Source organism: Pectobacterium peruviense (assembly GCF_002847345.1).
GTDB classification, from domain to species: Bacteria; Pseudomonadota; Gammaproteobacteria; order Enterobacterales; family Enterobacteriaceae; genus Pectobacterium; species Pectobacterium peruviense.
Map to the genome: position 1 here is coordinate 112,257 of NZ_LXFV01000005.1, position 23,966 is coordinate 136,222.

Consider the following 23,966-nt stretch of genomic DNA (forward strand, 5'->3'; position numbering starts at 1 on the left):
CCGAAAAATAGAATTCTTTTATCCCTTAATTAACATGCTGTTATGTCATATTTTTGAAAAAAGTCGTGAATCAGATGAAATATCTCACTGCGCCACTTTCTCAATAATCAGAATGGTTAATTAATTCGGCATAGTTTTTTCCGCACCCAACCACCACTCAATGTGAATAAAGTGGACAAGGTACGAAATCAGTTTTTATATTTATCTCGTTGAATTAGCGTAAAAAATGAAGAAATTAAACGCCAACGGATGTAAATCCGTAAGAGAGTATTTCGTATCGTAACAAAGGTGTCAACAAGCTGTTAAATGGAAATGTCATACCTTAGTCCTTTGAAATACAGGCGCATTTTCCACCCTATGACGAATCTTTCCCCCGTCCCTCTACGCTCATTTTATTGACTCGCCGTTTCTCAATAATGGCTATTTATTTACCGAAAATACTGCCAGCTTCTGTTGGGATCCTTCGTCCTTCTCTATGCTATTTCATGCAGTAAAATCCATGAATGCCATATCTTCAGATCCGCTAAAGCTAGAAATAAGAAAAAATTAATCAGTGATGCAACCTGTATTTTTTCTGAAGTTAGCCGACTATTCTGACATCAGTTAGCGAGGTCGTAGTCAGCGAGATGAGATAGACTAACGCTTCATATTTCGACGACATTCACCTTGCAGCGTAGGCAAACTCACATGGTTAAACGCACAGTGTCCGCCAATAAATCGATCGATATGTACGCCGTCTATGTTTTTGTGACGATGGCGGAAGCAGGAAGCATGACGGCAGCCGCTACGCGGTTAGGCCTGACGCCCTCTGCCATCTCGCAAACGATCCGCTTATTGGAAGAAGATTTTGGCGTCAAGTTGGTTAACCGGGCTCGTCGTCCCTTTGTCCTGACGCCCTATGGCATTGCGTTGAAAAACCGAGGAGAAATCCTGACGGAGGAGATCGCAAACCTCAAGGCACAGGTGCTGGAGGCGGGAAAAGGAATCAAACCCGACTTGCGTATTGGGCTGGTCGATTCGTTTGCCATCACCTGCGGTTCCGTGTTTACCAAGAGTTTGATGAAAAGTTCATCGCAGTTGCTGATTCGTACTGGGCTCAGCCCACAGCAGGGTGAAGCGCTCATGCGCCGCGAGCTGGATCTGATCGTAACCAGCGACCCGTTGATCGACAGTGATAGCGTGGTGCGCCATCAGCTGTTTTCCGAAGGCTATTTCATTATCACGCCGCCGGATTACCGCAAACGCATCAAAACGGTTGAGGATATCCGCGAGCTTTCCGCCGCACTGCCGCTGGTGCGCTTTAACCGGAACTCGCAGATTGGAATGCAGATTGAGCGCTACCTGCGCCGCATCGATATCCGCGTGCCGAACATGCTCGAATTTGATAATGCGGATACGTTAACGTCGATGGTGGCGGCAGGCATCGGTTGGGCAGTAACCACCCCTCTCAGCTTCCTGCAATCCGTTGCTCACTCTCGCGAGGTGCTAACACATATGCCGGAACAGCTGAATATCAAGCGTTCGCTTTATATTATCGGGCACCGCGATGAATACAGTGCGTTCTTTGAAGAAGCGTGCGATGTCACGCATGACATTATCAAAACCGTATTTGTTCCAAAATTGAAAACGCTGAACCGTGGAATAGAAAAGCTGGTTGAGATTAACCCAGATAATACGGAATAACCTATTAGGTATCATTTTTAACGATTGGGAGACGCAGCAAAAATGGAGGAATATATCCACCAATAGTCATTTAACGATGCTTATTCAACGTTCGTCTCCCCGAGAACTCTTTTTTAGTCATGATTTTATCAAAGTCGTGATGGATTTTTGTTACCTAAAAATGCAAAAACAGGAAACAATAATCCTTAAAAATCATAATTTTAATATTGAAAGCGATGCTACGTACATCGAACAAGAAAAAGGAAGAAGCCCCATGTCAACGAATATCCGTATTGAAGAAGACCTGTTAGGCACTCGTGAAGTCCCCGCTGACGCGTATTATGGTATCCATACGCTGCGTGCGATTGAGAACTTTTATATCAGCAATAGCACTATTAGCGATATTCCAGAATTTGTTCGTGCCATGGTGATGGTAAAAAAAGCAGCCGCACTGGCGAATAAAGAACTGCAAACCATCCCGCGTAAAATTGCCGACACTATTCTGCAAGCCTGTGATGAAGTGCTGAATAACGGTAAATGCCTGGATCAGTTCCCTGTCGATGTGTATCAGGGTGGTGCGGGTACGTCAGTCAACATGAACACTAACGAAGTGCTGGCGAATATCGGTCTGGAACTGATGGGTCATCAGAAAGGTGAATACCAGTACCTGAACCCGAACGACCACCTGAACAAATGCCAATCCACCAACGATGCTTACCCGACGGGTTTCCGTATCGCGGTGTATACCTCAATCCTGAAACTGGTCGAAGCGATTACTCAGTTGAGTGATGGCTTTGAGCGCAAAGCGAAAGAATTCGAAAACATCCTGAAAATGGGCCGTACCCAGTTGCAGGATGCGGTACCGATGACGCTCGGTCAGGAATTCCACGCGTTCAACGTACTGCTGAAAGAAGAAAACCGTAACCTGCTGCGTACTGCGGAGCTGCTGCTGGAAGTGAACCTGGGCGCCACCGCCATCGGTACACGTCTGAACACACCGGATGAGTACCAGAAACTGGCTGTTCAGCACCTGGCAAAAGTCAGCGGCCTGCCTTGCGTACCGGCTGAAGATCTGATCGAAGCAACCTCCGACTGCGGTGCTTACGTCATGATGCACAGCGCCCTGAAACGCGTAGCAGTTAAAATGTCGAAGATCTGTAACGACCTGCGCCTGCTGTCTTCCGGTCCGCGTACTGGCCTGAACGAAATCAACCTGCCGGAATTGCAGGCGGGCTCGTCCATCATGCCAGCCAAAGTTAACCCCGTTGTACCAGAAGTCGTGAATCAGGTGTGCTTCAAAGTGATCGGCAACGATACCTGCGTCACCATGGCGGCAGAAGCAGGCCAGCTGCAGTTGAACGTGATGGAACCTGTTATCGGACAGGCGATGTTCGAGTCCATCCAGATTCTGTCTAGCGCTTGCTACAACCTGCTGGAAAAATGCGTCAACGGCATCACCGCCAACAAAGACGTGTGTGAAGCTTACGTATTCAACTCTATCGGTATCGTAACCTACCTGAACCCGTTCATCGGCCACCACAACGGCGATATCGTTGGAAAAATCTGTGCCGAAACCGGCAAGAGCGTGCGTGAAGTCGTTCTGGAGCGCGGCCTGCTCACCGAAGAACAACTGGACGACATTTTCTCTATCCAGAACCTGATGCACCCAGCCTACAAAGCCAAACGCTACACCGACGAAAACGAAGCCGTTTAATTATCGTTTTTTATCACTAGCTTGATTATTGTCACACTGGCTCGGAGGAAACTCCGAGTCTTTTCTGGCTAATTATATATTAAGATATTATTTTTATTAGAAGAATGCTGGCGTCATTAACGACTCGCCACTTATCCCGCACCGCATATCCTCCCTAAAAATAAATTTTCCAATTCAATCCCTTATATTATTTGAATAATTTGGGATTTAGACCAAAACTAAATCATCTCCGAAAAATAATAGGGGTAGCGCGGTTTGTTTACCTCAGCGTTAGCCCTGTTTCTTTATCCTATACCCTAAATAATTCGAGTTTCAGGCAGGCGGCAAGGGAAGGAATCCCGATGAGCTTACTCAGGTAAGTGATTCGGGTGAGTGAACGCAGCCAACACACATGTAACTTGAAGTATGACGGGTATATACAGGCCTCGCTTTTTCAGCGGGCTTATTTTATCAATTTGGCGGCATTTGGGTAAAAGGATGATTTCACTTGGCATGCCTCGATTAACCTACGGCAAAAAACGATTTCTGGCTTATTTCCCCGCGGCGCTGTTGCTATTACAGTGCTGGGCCTCCACGGCATTTGGACAGCCTATTACGTTTAATCAGGCCTGGGTCCGCTTGCTGCAAAGTGATGACAGCATTGCTGCCGAACACGCGGGGGTCGATCGAGCGCAGTCCCTGCGAGAATCGGCTAAAGGCCTCTACTGGCCGCAGATCAACGTAGGCGCAAGCTATACGCGTCTCGACAAACCTGTCGAACTAGACGCCCGTGACCTTAATCCGCTGGCAAATCATCGAGACATCTTCGCCGCACTAAACCAGCTTGTTAACATCAGCGGCAATCCCTTCGTCACCCGTTTCACAGAACAAAACGTGGTAACCAGTTCCGTTCAAGTCGTCTGGCCGCTATTCACCGGAGGTCGAATTGATGCCGCTCAGTCGATTCGGGCAGCGCAGGTGAATGAGGCAGAACAAATGCTGATCATCCGCACGCTAGCGCAGTTTGAAGCGCTCGCGCAGGCTTATTACGGCGTGGTGATGGCACATCAGGTGATCAAGACGCGTCAAGATATTGAAAAAGGCATGGCGCAGCATTATGACCACGCTCGCAAACTGGAGGCTCAGGGGCAAATTGCCAGAGTCGAGGTGCTGTCCGCACAATCCGCTTATGACATGGCGCGAATCGAAACACAAAAGGCGCGTCGCAGTTTGGAGACGACCGAAATTGTCTTCGCGAAACTAATCAAGACGGAAGGTGCAACGCCCTCTTCTTCTCTGTTCATCAACAAAGTACTTCCCGAACTGCCTGCATTGGTGAAACAAACGCTCAATACGCACCCCGGTTTAAAAGTGCTCTCAGCCAAGCGCGATCAGGCCAAGGATCTTATCCGTATTGAACGCGCCAAATATGCCCCCGACGTGTTCCTGTTCGGCAACTATCAGCTTTACGAACAGGACACGCTAGCAGCCAGAACGACGCCAGACTGGATGGTCGGCGTCGGCGTTTCCGTCCCGCTCATCAGCCGTGAAGGCCGTTCCGATAATATTGCTGCCGCAAAAAGTGCAGAAATGCAGGTTAATTATCTGGAAGCCGATATGCGGCAAAACCTTGAGGTCTTGGTCGAAACCACATGGCGAGACGCTCGACAAGCGCTGGAGGAATTCAACTCGCTGTCCTCCACGCAAAAACTGGCGGAAGAGAATGTTCAGTTACGCAACAAAGCCTTTATGCAGGGAATGTCTACCTCACTGGACGTGGTTGATGCGCTGAATCAGTTAGCCGGAGCCAAGACACAGCGAGCCTCCGCAGCCTATCGTTACGTGGTTTCCATCGCCAGATTGATGGCCATCTCCAGCCAGTTGAACCGATTCTCCGACTACCAGACTCAGTACGCCATACAGGTGACGCAATGACACAATCCCCCTCTTCTTCGCGTTCGAAACGCAAATGGATCCTTCAGGCCATCCTGGTGATTGTGGTGGTCTGGATAGCGTATCGCTTCTGGCTTGCCTACCAGCCCGAGCCTATACGGCTACAGGGGCAAATCGAAGCACAGCAGTATTCAGTCTCTTCCAAAGTACCGGGCCGTATTGCTGATGTGCGAGTAGAAAAAGGCCAGCAGCTCGACGTTGGCGATCTCGTCTTCACACTCCTGACGCCAGAACTCGATGCCAAGCTGGAACAGGCGAAAGCGGGTGAAGCCGCGGCAGGCGCAGTGGCACAGGAGGCCAAAAAAGGCGCACGTGAGCAGCAGATCGCCGCTGCAAAAGATCAGTGGCAAAAAGCCAAAGCCGGTTCCGAGCTTAGCAATAAGACCTACCTGCGCGTGCAAAATCTCTATCAGGAAGGTGTGTTGCCGCTGCAAAAACGGGATGAAGCCAAAGCGTCGTGGGATGCCGCGCGCTACACCGAAGGAATGGCCTGGCAGGAATACCAAATGGCGCTCGAAGGCACACGTAAAGAAACACTGGTTGCCGCAGAGGAAAAAGCCCGTATGGCCGCAGGTTCCGTCGCCGAAGTGGAAGCCTACCTAGCAGAGGCGCGCGTCGTCAGCCCACACACGGGTGAAGTCAGCAATGTGCTGCTACGCAACGGCGAAATTGCGCCACAGGGTTTTCCCGTGGTCACCCTGCTGGACATGAGCGACATCTGGATACAGTTGGCGGTGCGCGAAGATCTCCTTGAGCGCTTTGCAATGGGCACCGAGTTTGAGGCACGCATCCCAGCATTAAACAACCAGACATTCCGGTTTAAAGTGTCTTACGTTTCCGTCATGGGGGATTTTGCTACATGGCGAGCGACGGATACCCGACAAGGGTTTGATATGCGTACGTTCGAAGTAGAAGCACGACCCATTCAACCCATTAGCGGGCTACGCGTTGGCATGAGCGCACTGGTAGAAATGTGATGATGCGCGAATGGAAGGCTCTGTGGCGCGATCGCTGGGGAATGGCCTTAGCACTCTGGCTGCCTCTGTTCGCCATGTTGATTGCCTGGTGGACGCTCTCTGGCGCTATTGTCCGCGAACTCCCCATCGGCTTGATCGATCTGGATAACAGCACGATGTCGCGCCAGTTCGCTCGAGAATTGGATGCCTCATCCTCTTTCAACCTGAACCATCAGTTCTCAGCGGTGGCCGAAGGCGCGACGTCATTACGCGGCGGCGAGATCTACGCGCTGGTCGTGATTCCACGCCATTTTGAGCGTGATATCCGCTTGGGAACGTCACCCACCATTACCGCCTGGAATAACGGGCAGTTTGTGCTGATTGCCAAAGTCATCAACAGCACGTTATCGCTGGTAGCGGGTACCTTTAACGGAAAAATTGCCGTCGTGCAGGCGTTATCTCAGGGAGCAGCCGTTCCCGAAGCTAAAGGACTGGCAGTGCCGATTGGCGGGCAGATTACTGCACTGTTTAACCAGAATGCCAACTACGCCCAGTTTTTGCTGAACGCGATTATTCCCTCGATCTGGTCGGTGCTGCTCGCGCTGTACGGCCTGAATACGCTGGCTCGGGAAGATCAGTACGGGGCGCATTGGGTGCCAGAGAATCCCACTGCCGCCATCGGTTATAAATTTTTGGCGCACTGGCTGATTGGCTGGGCATGGGGCGGCATTTGGAGCTATGGCCTGTATAGCCTGCTCGATTACCCACTCAACGGTTCAGCGCTGCTGTTATTTATCTCGATCGGCGTGACCGCCGGCGCCTGCGTCGCACTGGGCATGGCCTTCTATGCGCTGATTCGCGACCCGGCACGCGCCGTTTCCATTGTCGGAGCGTTAATGGCGCCCGGACTGGCGTTTATGGGCATCACCTTTCCAGCAGCAGCGATGGAGACATTCGCCACATTCTGGCGGCAGTTACTGCCCGTCGCCCACTATGGGGATATCTCGATTGCCATCACCAGCTACGGTGCCGGAATCATTCAGATCGCCCCCGCGTTGGCAACGCTCGCCTTATTCTGGCTGCTGCTACCGCTCACGTTGTGGCGCTACCGATCCGGTGACAAGGAGGCGGCATGCTGACATTCACCACACTCATCCGCTTTGAGCTCCGCAGTTTACTGAGAGATCCGACGATCTTACTCACCCTGTTCGGTGGCATCCTGCTCTATTCCTTTCTCTATCCGCGCCCTTACCTCGCGCAGACACCGCGCGAGCTGCCAGTGGTGCTGGTTGATGAAGATGGAACACAGCTCTCGCGCCGTCTGGCATTTATGGCTGACGCCACGCCGGAGGTACAGCTGGTGGCGCAGCGCAATACGCTGGATGAAGCAAAAACGCTGCTTCTGCATGGCGCAGCGAAAGGGATTCTCTACATTCCGCGCCACTTCTATCGCGATATCATGCAGGGAAAAAGCGTCACGGTAAGCTACTCAGCAGATGCCAGCTACTTCCTGATCTACGGCGCAATCGCGCAGTCTCTGGCGACAGTCGGGGGAACGGCTGGTGCACAGGTCAAAATCTCACGCCTGCTTGCTCAGGGAGAAGGGATACCCGCAGCCAGCTCGCAGTGGCAGGCAACATCCCTGAATGCCGTACCGGTATTTAACCCAACCATGGGCTATGTCGATTACGTCGTCCCCGGTGTTTTCATGTTGATACTGCATCAAATTTTGTTGATGGGATGCGGCCTGCTCGGTGCCGGACAAAATCAGCGCACGCGATCTGGCGACGTTCGCTACTGGCAATACGCCGCGCCGTGGCGTTTGCTTCTGGCACGCACGCTGGTCGTTGGCAGTGCCTACCTGCTCTCGCTTCTCTACATGCTCGGTTTTTGTCTCGATGCCTACGGTATTGCACGTGAGGCTAGCATGAGCCAACTGCTGCTGTTTACCCTGCCTTTTCTACTCTCGACACTGTGGCTCGGCGTGGTGATCGGAGCCGCCTTTACGCGCAAAGATCTCCCCAGTCAGGCGGTGCTGCTGTCTTCCATTCCGATTGTCTTTCTTGCTGGCTTCATCTGGCCCGTGGAAATGATCCCTGCACCTCTGAACTGGCTTGCGCAGTGGGTTCCTGCTGTCTTCACGATTCAGGGAATATTGCGTCTTAATCAGATGGGCGCGGATTTCACCCAGATCGGCGCATTTTGGTGGCATCTGTGGATGCTGGCAGGGCTGTACGGCCTGCTGGCGTGGGGTACGCTCGGGTATCGGCAACGGCAATACCGTCGGGAAAATCAGGCTACGCGTCGATGGCTAGCACACTAATGTCCCGGCAGACGCACCGGGACAAGAGGTTTACGGTGTTGCTGTATTGTCTAACTATTTTCCCAACACGAAAGGAACTGAATTACGCAGTGAAACGTTAACCGTTTCGCTGTGGTCCATGCCTTTATATTCATGCACATCGGCTGACGTCCCTGCACTAATGACATCTTCCGCAAAGTGACGCTGCATTTTGGTAGGCACGTTGATGTCCTCGGTTCCAATCCCGATAAAGACTGGAGGGGTAACATTGAGTGTGTTGTAGCGCAAGCTCGCGGTTTGGCTATCCAGTAATTTCTGGATCGCAGGCTTCAGGCTATTCTTCGCATTCAACCCCTCGGCCATCACCTTTTGCGTCAGTTCACCGATACACATGGTACGTGCGTCAGCGACAAGAGCTGCAGCTTTCGGCGTAAAATAATCATCGACATTAAGCCCTTTATTCGTATCGGCCGCTGACAGATAGATATACATCACATAAGGGATTTTAGGATCGCCGCCCTCTCCGCTTCCCCCGGCAAAAAGTTCTGCCGCCGAGGTTTTGTCATCAAAGTAGGGCGTGCCGGTCAATACGGTCGATGCGATATTCAGGTTCGGTGCATAACTCGGCTGGTAGCCCGTACTCGCAAAGGCCGCATGTGCCCCCTGCGACTGGCCGACGATAGTCAACTGATTGTGCAGCGGGAATGCGGTCAGTGATGCTTTGACGCTATCCAACACGCTCCATGCCTCACCGCGTGAATTGAGGTAGTGATGCAAGCCGGCAGACCCAAGCCCCGCATAATCCGGTGCCACAATGGCAAACCCCAGCGATAGCCAGGTATTCAGATACTGAGAATCCCGAGCGGAACGCGGATTGAGAGACGGTGCGCAGGATGTTCCCACGCCAATCGTCCCATGCGTCCAGACCACGACCGGCCAGCCCTCTTTTGGCGCCTCACCTTTGGGAATGAAAACCGCGCCGGTGTCTTCCCGTAGGCTTTCGCCATCGACTCCACTCTTCGAATAATATTGGATCCGATATTGTTCCCCCGCCTCCATTAGGCCGTTTTTCGTATCTAACGGCGTCTTTTCTACCAGGGTACCGGGTGTTTTCGTTTCTGCGAAAGCAAACGGAGCCATCATGCCGACAGAGATCGCGAGAAGTAACGCTAAGGGTTTTTGCTTTAGCTTAGGCAAATGAAACATGGCATTTCTCCAGAGTTATTTAATTGGGTCTCGCTCTAAAGATAGTTCAGTTATTGATTAAATTGCGTGAGGGAATGGTTTTTTATCAATAAATTCAATGGATAGTTAATATTTAGCCAAGAGAAGTTAACGTCATAACGATCTTCACATTGGCGTTACTGACGTCAGGTTGATAGCCGAATATTAGCAGCATGAACCTATACGCTTTTTATACAACGAGCCATTCGGACGATAATGCGCGGCTCCCAAATCACGTCATGCAATACGTGCTCAGAAGCCGCTAAAGAGAAGGGAATTTATTCGTCGAAGAACCAGTAACCCTGATTAACCAGCGCGGTTAATTCAGCCACAAAAGCCGGATTCTCCAGCGCCTCGCCCAGCTCTTGTTTACCGAGAACAGTGTAACGACACAAGGCATCAGCCGCTTTCGGATCGACCGTGTCCAGCCGTTCGCTGTTGATGAAGTAGCTACCGCCTACTTCCAGAACCCGCAGCCCGCTCAGACGCGTCAACACGTCGCCGTCCATCAGCGCACCCACAATCTCGTCCTGCTCATAAGGCGGTTCCGCCGGAGCGATATCCAGCTCGTGGCGTGGCGTCGTCACAAAACGACCGAACCACGCTTTAAGCGCTTCCGGCTGATTAATCACATCGATCATCATCTCGCGCAGACGGTCAAACTCATAGTCTTCAACCCGTCCTGGATGTTCCCGACAGGTCAAATCAGGGTCGCTATAGTGCTCACCACCGAGATCGTTTTCCAGTACGTAGTCAGCAAAGCTGCTGATTAAGTCTCTACCGTTCGGCCCACGGAACCCCACGGAATAGTTAAGCGCGGTTTCATGAGTGAAACCGTCGTGCGGGAAACCTGGTGGAATATAGAGAATGTCGCCCGGCTCAAGATCTTCATCAATGATCGGCGGGAAAGGATCAACATGTAGCAGCGCAGGATGCGGGCAGAACTGACGCATCGGCAGTTTATCGCCCACGCGCCAGCGGCGGCTACCCATCCCCTGAATGATAAAGACATCGTACTGATCGATATGCGGACCAACGCCACCGCCCGGTACAGAAAAGGAGATCATCAGGTCGTCTAGACGCCAATCCGGCAATACGCGGAACGGGCTCACGAGTTCAGCAGACGGCGCATGCCAGTGGTTCACCGCCTGAGCCAGCAGCGACCAACCAGTTTCACCCAGATTATCAAAATGCTCAAACGGCCCGTTGCTGGCCTGCCATTGACCATTTTTATGGCTGACCAGACGGCTATCGACCTCCGCCTCCATAGCCAGACCAGCCAACTCATCTGGCGTAATCGGATCGACAAAATTTGGGAAAGCGTTCTTCAATACAACAGGTTGTTTTTGCCAGTACTTTTCTAAGAATTCGGGCCAATTAAGATTAAGTTGGTAAGCCATACGTTCACACCAGTGAGAAGATAAACGGGCATGATTATAAAGAAGGTGATAACTGAACTACCTTGTCATTGGTCAATGGGTGGATAACTATCATGCAGCCTGCATATTTTTCTTTATTAGATAATGTCTTAACATTCCTTCCTCAGGAAAATCAGGTAAAGACATTTGTAGCTGATAACCTTGCTTTTCATAGAAGGGAAGTGCCTGAAAACTAAACGTATCCACAAGCGCATGGCGGCACCCAAGACGAATCGCTTCCTGTTCCGCTTCTCTCACCAAAGCGCTGCCGAGCTTCAGGCCTCTGGATTCTTCTCCTACCCACAAATAATCAATACACAGCCATAATCCTTTCCGTGTAGCGATCAGCCCGCCCGTCATCACTCCGGCGCTATTTCGATGAAAAATACCCAATTGCCCAAAAGAAGCAGGACTAATAAATTGACGATTGTAGCTTCTAAGGCCAGCAAAAAGCGCTTCCCGATCGTTATCGGTAATGTCGTGCGTCACGATTAATTCCACGAGTCCTCCAGAAGAATAGAAATTATAAAATTTAACAATACGAATATAATTGATATTACTTTTTATTCACCACAAAAATTAGCCTCAACGAATAAGATGTCTAAACCGTATTTTTTCGATTTAGACATCCAGAGAGAAAACGTTAAGACTGAATCAAACGTTGCTGTAGGCAACTCTTTATAGTATCGATTTCCGGTGTAAGATTCTTTCCCCGATAAACCAGAGACGTATCATAGCGAACATTCCAATTATCCCGAGATGCACTAAACCAGTTAAAAGAACCTACACACAACAAATTATCATCGCCAATAACAATTTTGCTGTGCACGCGATTCACCAATCTGGTCTTAATACCGCTTGATTGAAGATGCGCAAGCGTTTTAGACAATTTGATTTTCTTTTCATTCTCAACATCACAATCATGATGTTCAGTATTAAAGTCCCGATCGGTCACGACAAGAATATCAACACCGCGCTGACGAGCCTCAGCCATTGAACTCAGAAAACCGGTCTGCTCCATCCGTTTCAGTGATATCCAGGGGGAAACAACCATGACTTTTTTATCGACTTGCTCAAATGTTCTTAAGAGAAACTCATCATGCTCTTCTGACCCATGTAATGATTTTACCTCTGCCACCGATGATGCGAGATCTGGACGCTTTTTATAAACGAATGAAAGGGCATTCTGGGCACTATTAAAAAGATAATGTGCAAGTAAGCCACGTGGTGTAGAACGAGGTTGTATCTCGAACAGATCCATATCCCCAAAGACTAAAAAGCTGTCTTTTGCGCGGGAAACAGCAACGTTTAGTTTGCTCGAGTCATCATCAATAAAAGAGCCGTCCTCATGTTTTGAATAGACGGGAGAAAAAATAACAATAGGCCTTTCAGCTCCCTGTAGGGAATGTACCGTTCCAACAGTGAGGACATTTTTACTGTCCCCATCATCGAAAGAATAAATTCCCCGTTGAGACATCTCTTTACGTAAAATTTTGGCCTGCTCACCAAAAGGGGTCACGACAGCAATAACATCATAAATTGGCTTTTTATACTTATCTTCAATTTTTTGTCGCTGATCAGCAATCCATTCGGCTATAGTCTCGGCTTCAAGTAAGTTATATCGACTCCCACTGTTGGCTTTAACACCTTTTCCATCTACGTGAAGGTAGCCCATCGGAGGATATAAATTATCGACCTCATTTCCGCGTTTTGGAATAAGTTTTCCGTCATAACATAACTCATTGCAGTAACTGATAATATTATTTAAACAGCGTCGGTGCTCATAGAGATACATCCCACGGGGCATGTTTTTATCATAGTGATAGCGGGATACATTCTGTGCGATAGCCATGACGCTGCCTGAGGCTGCACTTCTACCCGATTGAGAGAAGACGTCGTAATCTTCATGAAGTTGATCTTTAGAATGCTCAGACAAAATCTTCTGCGCCACGACATTACCTATATCGATAGCGGGTGCAACATTCCAAATAGGCGCAATCTGTTTTGTATCACCGATAACCAATGCTTTTTTAGCTAATGAGAACGATGCTCCCGCAACTTCGGGTAATACCTGCCCAGCCTCATCCACAATTAATAAATCAGCAATATTGTAGAGATAATCATCATTATAGTTATTTTGGCTGACAAACTGCTTAATCTTCATTTTTTTCGGCAACATATAGTTTGTCATGACCACACAGGGCGTTAGCTTCATTCTCCGATGCCAGCGCGACAACGCTGGTTTTTTTCCTATATCTTTTCCACCCTGGCATTTTTTTCTATCGACTTCACTAAGCTTATGCATGTCCATTAGCCAACGCCCTTCCCAGTAATGGGTTGCAAGCTGAAATGAGGAAAAACGTAGTGTTTTATCAGCCAGCGCATCAGCTTCTGGCAACGTTAACTCTCGTAGTCCTGAGTACCCGATAGATAGCAATGCTTCTGCCCACTTATCTTGCGCAGCAGTTCTACGTTCAATAAGGGGACGAACTTCATTGAGCGTAGCGGCGCATTCTCGAACACGTTTTTGCGTATCTGCTATCACTGTTTCTATATGCTGCGCAATATCTGAAGGCTGTGACCAAGTAATCAACGATGAGATATTTTCTGCATAACGACGGAAAAATGTCCGTATAAAAGAGAGTCTTTTGGCTTTTATTGGTGGGAGCCAATAAAAAAGGGAATATATCAGCGATTCTCTGGCAACAAAGTCATCCCAATCTTTTTGCATCTCAACAAGTTTATGGCATATATCTTCTTCACCAGCATAAACTGTGACCAATTCTTGCAAATGCGCATCTATATCTATGGCCGTTTTCCGACACACGTCTTTAGCCAGACAGAGTTGCTGCCATGCAGACTCAATATTTGATAGCCCATTGGAATTCTGGAGCAATTCCTGATGAAGCAACTCTACAACCTCTTTAACCGTATGTTGTCCCTCTGTCGGGAAAGCAGCCTGAGCGTTTTTTAAAAACTCTCGCTCCGCTTTTTCAACATAGTCGAGACTTTCCTTTGCATCAAAAAAAGACTCAGTTTGAAACCCTCGCTTACTCGCCTCGTCTTCTCTTGTTGATGAAGGGAAATAGCAACCAAAGCTCTGAATTTCAGGCAACCAGCGCCCCGCCATTACACCACTGCCGATTGAAAAATCTTTTCCAAATGCTTCAATAATATTTGTCACAGCCTGGTTATTAGTCGATGTCGCAATCACAATCGGAGGCTCTGATTTTTCCAGTGCGGCTCGACTCCACAGTGTCGCAATAATGGACAACAGTAATGTTGTTTTACCCGTTCCTGGGGGACCATTGACGGCGAGAATATCACCTTCTTCCGTTGCTAAGAAATGACTCAAGGCATCTCGTTGCGCATCTGCCAATGGAAATTTATCGCCAGAATGGGCCAGTCGTTTAGCAAATCCCGAAGACGGGGGAAGCAGTGGCTTCAGAGATGGGCTTTGCAGGCTGGAAAAACGGGAAAATAAGGGTGACGAGATCTGACTATTTATAAAATGATCGTACAACGGGAGAATGTGTTGCCCCGCGCCATCTGATTTGGCTTTTTTCTGAATAAATCCACTTTCTGCTTTAAGATATTCATCAGGAGATCCAAGCCAGTCTCCTGCCACATTGTTTAAAAGCGCATCACAATCGCTTAGATATTTCGCCCAGTCTTTAAGATACTGGGCCGCTCTCTTTTCACGCTGTTCGTCGGACTCATCAGTAAAATTCGTCTGTGGATAATCAATACTGGTTGTACCGTTCAACGTTTTATAGCGATCGTAATCAGTGACAGTGCCAATGGAAAATGTTCCCAGTGGCAATGGTTCCAAGAGATCTCTGGGGATCGTGGTTATCGTTCCCGGATATATATAACCATCGCGTGACAATATTGCAGAGGTAACGATAGGGGTAATCGTTCCGGGTAATCCCGCGAAACGCTCTTTACCATGCTGCACCAGCAGTTGATAAACATAAGGGCGCAACACAATTTCAATACACGCTGTTTCTGGAGGCTCGCTAGAAAATAGCGCATCCAGCGTGGGAGCACTCACGCGACCACATTTCATCTCATCACATGACCACAACGTAAATGAGCTAGCGTCACCTTTTTTGAAGGCCCCCCGACCAAACTCAGCATCAGCCAGTGAATTGCGCAAGTAGCGAGAAAAAGCTAAATAATCACCATCCATTGTTATACCTGCACCTATTTTGTGATTGATACGTTGACTATTCCAAACTGGAAACCAGAGAAAATCAGGCTTTAAGAAATTACTCTGGATAAATAATTTTTAATCTAACTAATTATAAAAGTTGATGAAAAATATAATTAGCACATGACAACTTCACGATCATAAAAATGCGGAACAATGAAAACATAACGAGTAAAGCAGTCGGCATTATTCCCTATTAATCGTATATCCTAAATGATTCTAGTTTCAGAGGCGTAGTACGCTCCAGATATTATGATAATTAACTCATATCCCTATACTGAAAGGAAAAGCTAATATTTTCAGCACTGGATATATTTTCTTCTAACGCATTAAAACAATCAAAATAGGACTGCCATTCTCCACCGACCAACAGCCCCCGTTCAAGATCAAACGGAACACACCACAGGGCCAGATGTTTATCGAACCGGAACACAGGCAATGGCATATTGAAAGATTGATGACGAGGGTAGATCAACATCATATCACCTTGCCCATGCAGATATTTTTGTCCGTAAGCAAACATTTGATAAAGATCTGCCTGACTGATTTCATATTTTCGTTTGCGGTCGCTATGTCTTGTATCTAACAGTTTCCATTTCGCATCGAGAACCAACTGATGCCGACTCTTTGTAATTAAAAAATCAGGCTTCAGCATAAACCAGCTCTCAGCAACACGGGAACCCTAAAGGTGCCACCGCATCAGCAAACTGACGTGATGGCTAAATGGCGCTATGCCCCTTTCAACATATCAAACACCACCCGCGCAAAACCTTTTGCCAGCTCAGGGTTCGACAGATATTGCATCATCATGTCCTGCTGCGCGTCATTGCTATCCAGCACCGCGTCATCAATGGCTTTAGGGAAATCGCCCAGCATGGCCTGTTCGCGTGTGTTATTCGCAATCTGCGTCATCACCGCCTGATTTTCTGATAACTTGTCGCGCACGCTAAAAGCATAATTAATCATGTCTTTATCGGTAAGATTATCAGTAATAAATAGCTCGTTAAGACGTGCCAGAATATGCGACAGAAACTCTTCTTTCTTATCCTTCGGCTTGGCTGTGCCAATGTCATTGCCTGGCTTTATGCCATATTCTTCGGCGTCTTCCTGAAGTTTCAGATGCTGCTCGTGGATTTTCGACAAGCGATAATGACTCATTTCCACATTGCTTAAATCAACTTCATCTTCTTCAACATTCTGTTCATGCAGCAAGGGCCGTAGATGGCGGGCAAATAGACTGAGCTTCTCCAGTTCCTTGTCATCGAACTCAACGATTTGTGACATAAACTCGTAGAAGCGGACAAAACTCCCGAGGTCTTTCTTGAAGATGTCCAACTTGTCTTTTTCCAACTTGCAGTCTTTAAAACTGTTTTCGGCATTGGTAATCAACACCACATCGTTGGTTTTTTTCGTGCGCTCAAAGATTTCTTTAGCCAACACATAGGCATCAATGGCCGAGGTATACCGCTTTTTCCAGCGCTCAACGGCGGGTTTACAAATATTGCTAATTGCCGCGTTGGATTTGTTTTTGGTAAAAAATGCGTCGCAGAATTGCTCAACTTCATTCCATAAGAAAATACCGCTGGTGCGAAGTTTCTCGAATAGCTCGAAGACTAACTGTGGGTCACTGACATCCGTCAGTTTAGCGGTCTGATAATAAGGCTTAAAAGCCCCCAGAATATCATCCGGTTCATTGTAGAAATCGAGCACGAAGGTGCCAGACTGCACTTTGCTCGGATAAATACGGTTCAGGCGAGAAAGTGTTTGTACGCACTCCACACCGCCAAGGGGTTTATCCACATACATCGCGCACAGCTTAGGCTGGTCAAAACCCGTCTGAAATTTATTGGCGACCAGCATCACCTGATAATCATCGCTATCAAAAGCGGCGCGCATATCCCGTCCTTTAAGACCGAGATTCATATTGGTTTCAGTGAATTTCTTGTTCAATAGCGCGAGGCTATTTTGATCGCTTTCAACAAATTCTACTTCGCCAGAAAACGCCACCATCGCGTTAATTTTCTGGTAGTGGTTCTCAGTAATGTATTGATCAAACGCCAACTTGTAGCGCACCGCCGCTTTACGCGAATTGGTCACGACCATCGCCTTCGCCTGCCCGCCTAGTAAATGCATGACATGTTTTCGGTAATGCTCGACAATCACTTTTACTTTTTGCGAAACGTTATGCTCGTGCAACGTCACCCACTGGTTCAGTTTGATTTTAGCTTTTTTACTGTCCACTTCCCGGTCAGGATCATCCAGCTTTTGCAGCAGCTTATACGCCACTTTGTAGTTGGTGTAGTTCTTCAGCACATCAAGAATAAAGCCTTCTTCAATGGCCTGACGCATCGAGTAAACATGAAACGCTTCGGGCTTATTGCTCTTGGATGCGGGTTCAAGAGGGTTAGGCCGACGGCCAAACAACTCCAACGTTTTGGCTTTTGGCGTAGCGGTAAACGCATAGAAGTTAAGATTACTGCTGCCTTTGCGCGAGGCGATGGTCGCGTCCAGAATATCCTCCGACGACAGCACCACATCATCATCCGCTTCTTCGGTCATCAGCACTTCTTTTAACTGACGCGCCGTGGAACCGCTTTGAGAAGAATGCGCTTCGTCAGCAATCACGGCATATTTTCGCTGTTTGAGGTTGACGTTGTTTTCGATAGCTTTAAGCACAAACGGGAAAGTCTGGATGGTAACGATAATAATCGGTTGGGAGTTTTCCAGCGCACTGGCGAGTTTTTCTGATTTAGAGCCGTCGCCTTCTTTATTATTAATGCGCCCGACGACACCGTCCGCATGTTCAAACTGGTAAATCGTATCCTGAAGCTGATCGTCTAATACCGTTCGGTCGGTGACAACAATCACCGAGTGGAACTGTTTTTCACCGTTCTCATCATAAAGCGTCGAAAGCTGATGAGCCGTCCAGGCAATAGAGTTGGACTTACCGGAACCCGCGCTGTGCTGAATAAGGTATTTATTACCGGTACCTTCTTTCGTGGCTGCGTGAATTAGTTTATTCACCACATCCCACTGGTGATAACGCGGGAAAATTAAACTCTCTTTTTTAACTTTTAATCCGTTCCAGTCTTCTTTCTCCTCAATTTGCAGATGCACAAAACTGGCGAGAATTTTCAGCAAATTGTCCGGCAGCAGAACTTCATTCCATAAGTAGCTGGTGGCGTACTCGTTGGCATCTTCGGGAATATCGTTACCTGCTCCGCCGTCTGTCGTGCCTTTATTAAAAGGCAGGAAGAAGGTGTCATCGCCAGCCAATTTCGTGGCCATAAACACGTCATATTGGCTGACGGCAAAGTGCACCAACGCGCCACGTTTGAAGGTCAGCAGCGGTTCAGGCTTATTGGTTACCGGGTCTTTCGGCAAACGCGTTTTCTTATATTGTTTAATCGCGTTTTGTACCGCCTGCTTAAACTCGGATTTCAATTCCAGCGTCGCCACCGGCAGGCCGTTAACAAACAGCACCAGATCGATACGCCACTTTTTCGCTTTTAAACCGGTTTCTTCAAACACAGCGTTCGACGCATACGGGCTATAAACCAGTTCCGGCACAATACGGCAGATATTCTGCTGATAACGCGCCAGCGTTTCCGGGTTTAAATTATGTTCGGGTTTAAACTGGCATAGCGTAAAACGCGCATTGCGGATCTTCAGCGCATTGCGCAATACGCCCAGCGTACCGTAGGTGCGTGAGAGTTTATCGGTAGCGTTGATATCGGCTTTTTTAAGCTGAGCCTCCAACGCATCAAGGAAATGGCGCTCGGTATCGGTGGGGAAAACCTTAACCAGCTTTTCCCATTCCTGCGACTGAGTCGTTTTAACGAAAGTCAGCACGTCCTGCGAATACAGCGCACGTTCACGATCGTAGCCATCACCTTTGCCGACAACCCAGCCATGTTCAACCATCTGTGCAATCATCTCACTTTGGAAGATGGCTTCTTTGGTCGAGTCCATGCTCATGCATTCACCTCCGGTGATTCCTCAATGTTTGCCATTTCGCTGTTCGCTGGCGCGACCCAGTCGCGTACGTCGATTTTGCCGGTAACGGCAGCAGAGATTAGGGCGGTGCGGCGTTCTTGGAGGAGAACTATTTGCTTAATGCTATATTCTTCCGTTGCTTTTATTTTTCCAAGCTGGAAATTAACAAATTTAATAATTCCTTCTCTTTCATTCTTGGGTGGGATAAGTAACGGTGTTTCTTTTATATTTGTTGATGAAATAGATGCAAGATTTGTACTTTGTTTAGCCACACGATAAAAATGGAATTTGGCATAATTCGTACGAGTAAGCATATCTAGCCATTCAGATTCAATAAAATTAGGACGAATCGCAAAAACATGATTTTGATGGATACAGTTATAAATCTGAGAATTCCATACTGCACCTCGACCTAATTTATCATTGTCCCCCCCTTCATTCATCAATACATCACCATCGCGAAGCAAATATCGCTCTAGCTGACTTGGTTCAATATCTATAGATTGCACATCTGTAAGATCAAGATAACCATCCTGAACGTTAGCAACACGAAGCATCGGTACTGAAATACTATTCTTACCTGTTAAATCTTTACCTTTAGGTATTCCAGATTGTAAGTTTGATGTGTGTTTTAGTCTGCGAACAACCCAATGTTCCGGTACTTCCCCCAACCATTCAATCCCAGAATCTTTCATTGGCACATCAGGGTTTAGCCCTTTAGTCACTGCATGGTTTATCACTGCCTGACGTTTTTCTTTCAGCAGTTCAATCAGTTGCTGTTGTTTTTCAATCAGGTTATCGATTTTTGTGGTTTCGTGATCGAGGAAATTGTATATTTTTTCTTGTTCATGATTGCTTGGCAAAAGTAGTTCAATATTTCTAAATTCATCAGGATCTAAATCCCATTGATTTACACGTATACCTTTGGAACGACTCAAGTATTGAGTAACGTAAATCGGATTGCGAAGTAAATAATGCACATACCTTGGATACGCTTGTTCAAAAAGAATTTTATTAGGTTGATAAACAAAATATGCGGGACTGACTATCCCCTCATACTCCGAAATCGCAATAGAACCTTGCCAGGCTTTCATCTTATTCATTACTAAATCATTAGGTTCCACCAACTGATAAGGTGACAAATCCTCTGAAGGTTTGTTGTTGTTATCATCTCGGCTGGATTTGGGTATAACACCATAATCCCGATAAACAGAAAGCAATTCTTTTTCTGTATACCCAGTACGTTTAATTCTAGAAAATAATCTAGATATAGGTGTGGTTTTCCAGTTCCGAGGAATTTCCCCCAACCACTCAACCCCAGAATCCTTATATTCAGGATATGCCTTGTATTTATTTAGCCCAGCCATCAGGAATGTACCTCCTGCAACAGCTTCATTATCTCGGCGCTGACCGCATCCAGATCGGCATCAATTTCTTCCAGCGGGCGCGGTGGCTGATAAACGTAGAAATGGCGATTAAACGGGATCTCATAGCCGACAACGCCAATATCACCGTCTTTGGCATCGCGTTTATCGGCATTAATCCAGGCATCGGCAACGTGCGGCAGTACTTCGGCTTTGAAGTAGTCTTCAATCAGCGTGCTAATAGCAACCTTCGGGTTTAACGGTACATTTTCGTTATCACGCAGGTCGCCATCCTGCTCGAACTCCACCACTTTCCCTTGGTACTCAAACGCGCCGTACAGCAGCTGAGCAGCCTCTTTCAGCACCTTCTTCACCACCGGCTCAGCGTCTGGGTTTTTAGTGGTAATCGCGTCGATAAACTGTTTGTTTTCTTTGGTATCCAGCTTAACACCTGCGGTTTTCAGCGCGCCTTTCAGGGTAAGCTGGAACTGGTTAAAATCGTCACTGACCTGCGTTTTCCCACCTGCTTGTGTGCCTAACGCAGTTTGAATCTGCTGCGCTTTTTCCATTAACGTGCGCTGCGCGAGCCACAGTTTGATGTCCAGCAGGTCTTTAATTTGCTTCTCTTTCAGCTCGGCAAATTCAGCTTTAATGATGGCGCGAGTTTCCGCTTCAATTTCTGTAAAATCACCGTAGTGAGCGTCCTGCCACTGCGAAGCGAATTCGTCAAACAAGCGCTCCATCGGGGCGTTAAATGGCTTCGGCGCAAAGCGCAGGCTGGCAATGGCTTCATCGGTAACCTGTGCAGACAGACGCAGCGGGCGCTCAATGGTCAAGCGGCGGTAGCCAAAATCGGTACTGTTGAAGATTTTGCTGGCGAAGGTTTTCGGCACTTCCGTTTTAGCCGTTGCAGACTGGCGACCACGGTTAGATTTTTGCTCCGGTGCTTTTTCCAGACCTAATGCTTCAAGAGAAATCGCATCAACCACCTCAAAATCACCAAACGTGCGAGTGATCAGTTTGATGTCCTCTTCACCCATTATATTACGTTTGGAACCCAGAGACTTACGCATCTTGCCGCACAAGTTGGTGCCATCAATCAGTTGGATCTTGCCTTTACGCTCTGGCGCTTTCTTATTCGACAGAATCCAGACGTAAGTCGCAATCCCGGTGTTGTAGAACATATCCGTCGGCAGCGCGACAATGCCTTCCAGCAAATCAGCTTCCAGAATATAGCGACGGATTTCGCTCTCGCCGCTACCCGCACCACCGGTAAACAGCGGAGAACCGTTAAGAATAATACCGATGCGCCCACCACCATTGATTGAACCATCTGGATTATGAGTATCACGCATTTTGCTGATCAGATGCAGAAGGAACAACAGAGAGCCATCAGAGACGCGAGGCAAGCCCGGACCAAAACGGCCATTAAAGCCTTTCAACTGATGCTCGTCGTTAATTTCACCTTCAATCTTTTTCCAGTCCACACCAAACGGCGGGTTCGACAGCATGTAGTCGAACTGGTCTTGCGGTAGTTGATCGTTGGAAAGAGTGTTACCCAGTTTGATACGGCTAACATCCTGTCCTTTAATCAGCATATCGGCTTTACAGATAGCGTAAGACTCGGGATTCAGTTCCTGACCAAACGCGCGCATCACCGCATTCGGGTTAAGTTCATGCACATATTCCATACCCGAAGAGAGGAAGCCACCCGTGCCAGCAGTGGGGTCATAAATAGTGCGAATGATGCCGTCTTTAGATAACGCAGCATCATCTTCCATAAATACCAGCGAGGTCGTTAAACGTACGATATCGCGTGGAGTAAAGTGCTCCCCTGCCGTTTCATTCGAACTTTCCGCAAAACGACGAATCAGCTCTTCAAATACCAGCCCCATGTCATGGTTGGAAATGGCCTTCGGGCTCAGGTCCGTAGTGGCGAATTTTTTAACGATTTTGAACAGTAAATTGGCGTCATCCAGCAGGCCAACAAACTCACTAAATTTGAAGTGTTCAAAGATTTCACGCGCATCCTTCGAGAAACACTGAACGTAATTCTCCAGATTCGCCTTAATATCGTTCTGCCCCATCTTGCCAAGATCCATCGGCGAGGTATTGAAGAACGACAGGCCATTCGTGGCGCGTAACAGAAACTTCTCTCTCCCTTCTTCCGGCAAAGGGCTGGCCTTCAGTTTTTCAGCTTCCGCGACCACCGCTTCTTTACTCACAGCTAACACGCACTCAAGCCGACGCAGCAGAGTAAAAGGCAGAATCACGCGCCCATACTGAGATTGCTTAAAATCGCCACGAAGCAGGTCAGCAACTGACCAGATAAAGGCAGCCGTTTGAGAAAAGTTAGTGTTAGACATGAGGATTACCAAAGAGTGTAACGAATAGAAGTGATTATACATAAGCCAGTTAGCATCGCACGGCTTTGATGTCCATCGCTTTGAGACGGAGTTTTGACAACCGTTTTCTGGCGAACCTACTGGAGATAACATGATTAGGATATGGCGCTATAAACAAACGACTATGCTTTCCTGTAATTCATCATTAGTTAATAACCATCAATGTTTACAGTAGATATAAGAGAAGCGATCTCCAAAATAAGAAGGGGGAAATAAATCCGACAGACAGCTAAGAACGGGGAGTTTATAGGCTTTCACGCGGGGTTTGACGGTACGGGCAACAACGTCGGTCAGCGCCATAATTTGGGGGTCAACTCATAATCGAAATGAATTGACCCTCATCTGACCCCAAATCATCTGGATGTCAATGGACGAAGAAAGAGCACTGTGGATAAAACAGACAAAATCGCAGAGAGGAAAATAAAATTAAAATCGTTATTTTACAGATAGATATTGACGTTACCGGACGATTTTGGACATAAAAAAAGCCACCCTGAGGTGACTTGATTTTCATACTATGGTGCGAAGGCCGGACTCATGTATAAAAATAAGATATTGAATATTAATAATAAAATTAAAAAATAAATAATTTATGCCCCCTTTTGTGCCCCCAAGTGATTTTTAGCAATATATCAATGAGATAGATAAAAATACCGTAAATGATATCTATTATCATCCGTCCGGATTCGATTCCGTGCTACGGATCCTAACCGAGAGAGTCTAATTACAGCGGCTTAGCCAGAATAAAAAGATTTTGCACAAAACTGTTCACTCTCTTCA

Annotated in this window: 13 protein-coding genes and 1 pseudogene; 6 read left to right on the top strand and 8 right to left on the bottom strand. The window is 47.7% G+C overall.

Going from position 1 to position 23,966, the window contains the following annotated elements:
- Nucleotides 1-687 precede the first annotated feature (687 nt).
- From A0G03_RS04695 to A0G03_RS04720, 6 genes are all read left to right on the top strand, one after another.
- A complete protein-coding gene (locus A0G03_RS04695; protein WP_039289739.1) occupies nt 688-1,683 on the top strand; it encodes a LysR family transcriptional regulator in 996 nt (331 codons plus the stop codon).
- A gap of 253 nt (nt 1,684-1,936) precedes the next feature.
- Entirely contained in the window at nt 1,937-3,376 is a 1,440-nt protein-coding gene (gene aspA, locus A0G03_RS04700) for an aspartate ammonia-lyase (RefSeq protein ID WP_005971181.1), read from the top strand.
- Between the two features lie 492 nt (nt 3,377-3,868).
- Nucleotides 3,869-5,290, top strand: a complete 1,422-nt coding sequence (locus tag A0G03_RS04705; RefSeq protein WP_048258560.1) for a TolC family protein — start codon at nt 3,869-3,871, stop codon at nt 5,288-5,290.
- Complete coding sequence (locus A0G03_RS04710) at nt 5,287-6,285, top strand: HlyD family secretion protein (protein ID WP_048258468.1); 999 nt, start codon at nt 5,287-5,289, stop codon at nt 6,283-6,285. Before A0G03_RS04705 ends, A0G03_RS04710 begins: the two co-directional genes overlap by 4 nt.
- Nucleotides 6,285-7,403, top strand: a complete 1,119-nt coding sequence (locus A0G03_RS04715) for an ABC transporter permease (RefSeq protein ID WP_048258467.1) — start codon at nt 6,285-6,287, stop codon at nt 7,401-7,403. The genes A0G03_RS04710 and A0G03_RS04715 overlap by 1 nt, the downstream gene beginning before the upstream one ends.
- Nucleotides 7,397-8,587, top strand: coding sequence for an ABC transporter permease (locus A0G03_RS04720; protein WP_048258466.1), 1,191 nt, complete (start codon nt 7,397-7,399; stop codon nt 8,585-8,587). Before A0G03_RS04715 ends, A0G03_RS04720 begins: the two co-directional genes overlap by 7 nt.
- Nucleotides 8,588-8,641: 54 nt before the next feature.
- Here the strand turns inward: A0G03_RS04720 and A0G03_RS04725 are convergent, their stop codons facing one another.
- From A0G03_RS04725 to A0G03_RS04760, 8 genes and pseudogenes are all read right to left on the bottom strand, one after another.
- Entirely contained in the window at nt 8,642-9,772 is a 1,131-nt protein-coding gene (locus A0G03_RS04725) for a lipase family protein (protein ID WP_053075280.1), read from the bottom strand.
- Nucleotides 9,773-10,068: 296 nt separating this feature from the next.
- Nucleotides 10,069-11,190: a ribosomal protein uL16 3-hydroxylase gene (locus tag A0G03_RS04730; RefSeq protein WP_048258465.1), complete on the bottom strand. Its 1,122-nt coding sequence runs from the start codon at nt 11,188-11,190 to the stop codon at nt 10,069-10,071.
- A 90-nt stretch (nt 11,191-11,280) separates the two neighbouring features.
- Nucleotides 11,281-11,709, bottom strand: coding sequence for a GNAT family N-acetyltransferase (locus tag A0G03_RS04735; protein WP_048258464.1), 429 nt, complete (start codon nt 11,707-11,709; stop codon nt 11,281-11,283).
- A 142-nt stretch (nt 11,710-11,851) separates the two neighbouring features.
- The gene (locus tag A0G03_RS04740) at nt 11,852-15,400 is read right to left on the bottom strand and encodes an AAA domain-containing protein (RefSeq protein ID WP_048258463.1); all 3,549 of its coding nucleotides are present in this window, start codon (nt 15,398-15,400) and stop codon (nt 11,852-11,854) included.
- A gap of 280 nt (nt 15,401-15,680) precedes the next feature.
- Nucleotides 15,681-16,085: pseudogene (locus A0G03_RS04745) on the bottom strand (5-methylcytosine restriction system specificity protein McrC); the annotation flags it as partial.
- Between the two features lie 65 nt (nt 16,086-16,150).
- On the bottom strand, nt 16,151-19,399 hold the full coding sequence (locus A0G03_RS04750; RefSeq protein WP_048258461.1) for a type I restriction endonuclease subunit R: 3,249 nt from the start codon (nt 19,397-19,399) through the stop codon (nt 16,151-16,153).
- Nucleotides 19,396-20,784 carry a restriction endonuclease subunit S gene (locus tag A0G03_RS04755; RefSeq protein WP_048258460.1) on the bottom strand — a complete coding sequence of 463 codons (1,389 nt, stop codon included), beginning with the start codon at nt 20,782-20,784 and terminating at the stop codon, nt 19,396-19,398. The genes A0G03_RS04750 and A0G03_RS04755 overlap by 4 nt, the downstream gene beginning before the upstream one ends.
- The gene (locus A0G03_RS04760; RefSeq protein WP_048258459.1) at nt 20,784-23,147 is read right to left on the bottom strand and encodes a type I restriction-modification system subunit M; all 2,364 of its coding nucleotides are present in this window, start codon (nt 23,145-23,147) and stop codon (nt 20,784-20,786) included. The genes A0G03_RS04755 and A0G03_RS04760 overlap by 1 nt, the downstream gene beginning before the upstream one ends.
- Nucleotides 23,148-23,966: the final 819 nt, after the last annotated feature.

What these genes read in the sequence shown, in the direction of transcription:
- A0G03_RS04695 (WP_039289739.1), top strand. Translation starts at nt 688, where the DNA reads ATGGTTAAACGCACAGTGTCCGCCAATAAATCGATCGATATGTACGCC.
- aspA (WP_005971181.1), top strand. Translation starts at nt 1,937, where the DNA reads ATGTCAACGAATATCCGTATTGAAGAAGACCTGTTAGGCACTCGTGAA.
- A0G03_RS04705 (WP_048258560.1), top strand. Translation starts at nt 3,869, where the DNA reads ATGCCTCGATTAACCTACGGCAAAAAACGATTTCTGGCTTATTTCCCC.
- A0G03_RS04710 (WP_048258468.1), top strand. Translation starts at nt 5,287, where the DNA reads ATGACACAATCCCCCTCTTCTTCGCGTTCGAAACGCAAATGGATCCTT.
- A0G03_RS04715 (WP_048258467.1), top strand. Translation starts at nt 6,285, where the DNA reads ATGATGCGCGAATGGAAGGCTCTGTGGCGCGATCGCTGGGGAATGGCC.
- A0G03_RS04720 (WP_048258466.1), top strand. Translation starts at nt 7,397, where the DNA reads ATGCTGACATTCACCACACTCATCCGCTTTGAGCTCCGCAGTTTACTG.
- A0G03_RS04725 (WP_053075280.1), bottom strand. Translation starts at nt 9,772, where the DNA reads ATGTTTCATTTGCCTAAGCTAAAGCAAAAACCCTTAGCGTTACTTCTC.
- A0G03_RS04730 (WP_048258465.1), bottom strand. Translation starts at nt 11,190, where the DNA reads ATGGCTTACCAACTTAATCTTAATTGGCCCGAATTCTTAGAAAAGTAC.
- A0G03_RS04740 (WP_048258463.1), bottom strand. Translation starts at nt 15,400, where the DNA reads ATGGATGGTGATTATTTAGCTTTTTCTCGCTACTTGCGCAATTCACTG.
- A0G03_RS04750 (WP_048258461.1), bottom strand. Translation starts at nt 19,399, where the DNA reads ATGAGCATGGACTCGACCAAAGAAGCCATCTTCCAAAGTGAGATGATT.
- A0G03_RS04755 (WP_048258460.1), bottom strand. Translation starts at nt 20,784, where the DNA reads ATGGCTGGGCTAAATAAATACAAGGCATATCCTGAATATAAGGATTCT.
- A0G03_RS04760 (WP_048258459.1), bottom strand. Translation starts at nt 23,147, where the DNA reads ATGTCTAACACTAACTTTTCTCAAACGGCTGCCTTTATCTGGTCAGTT.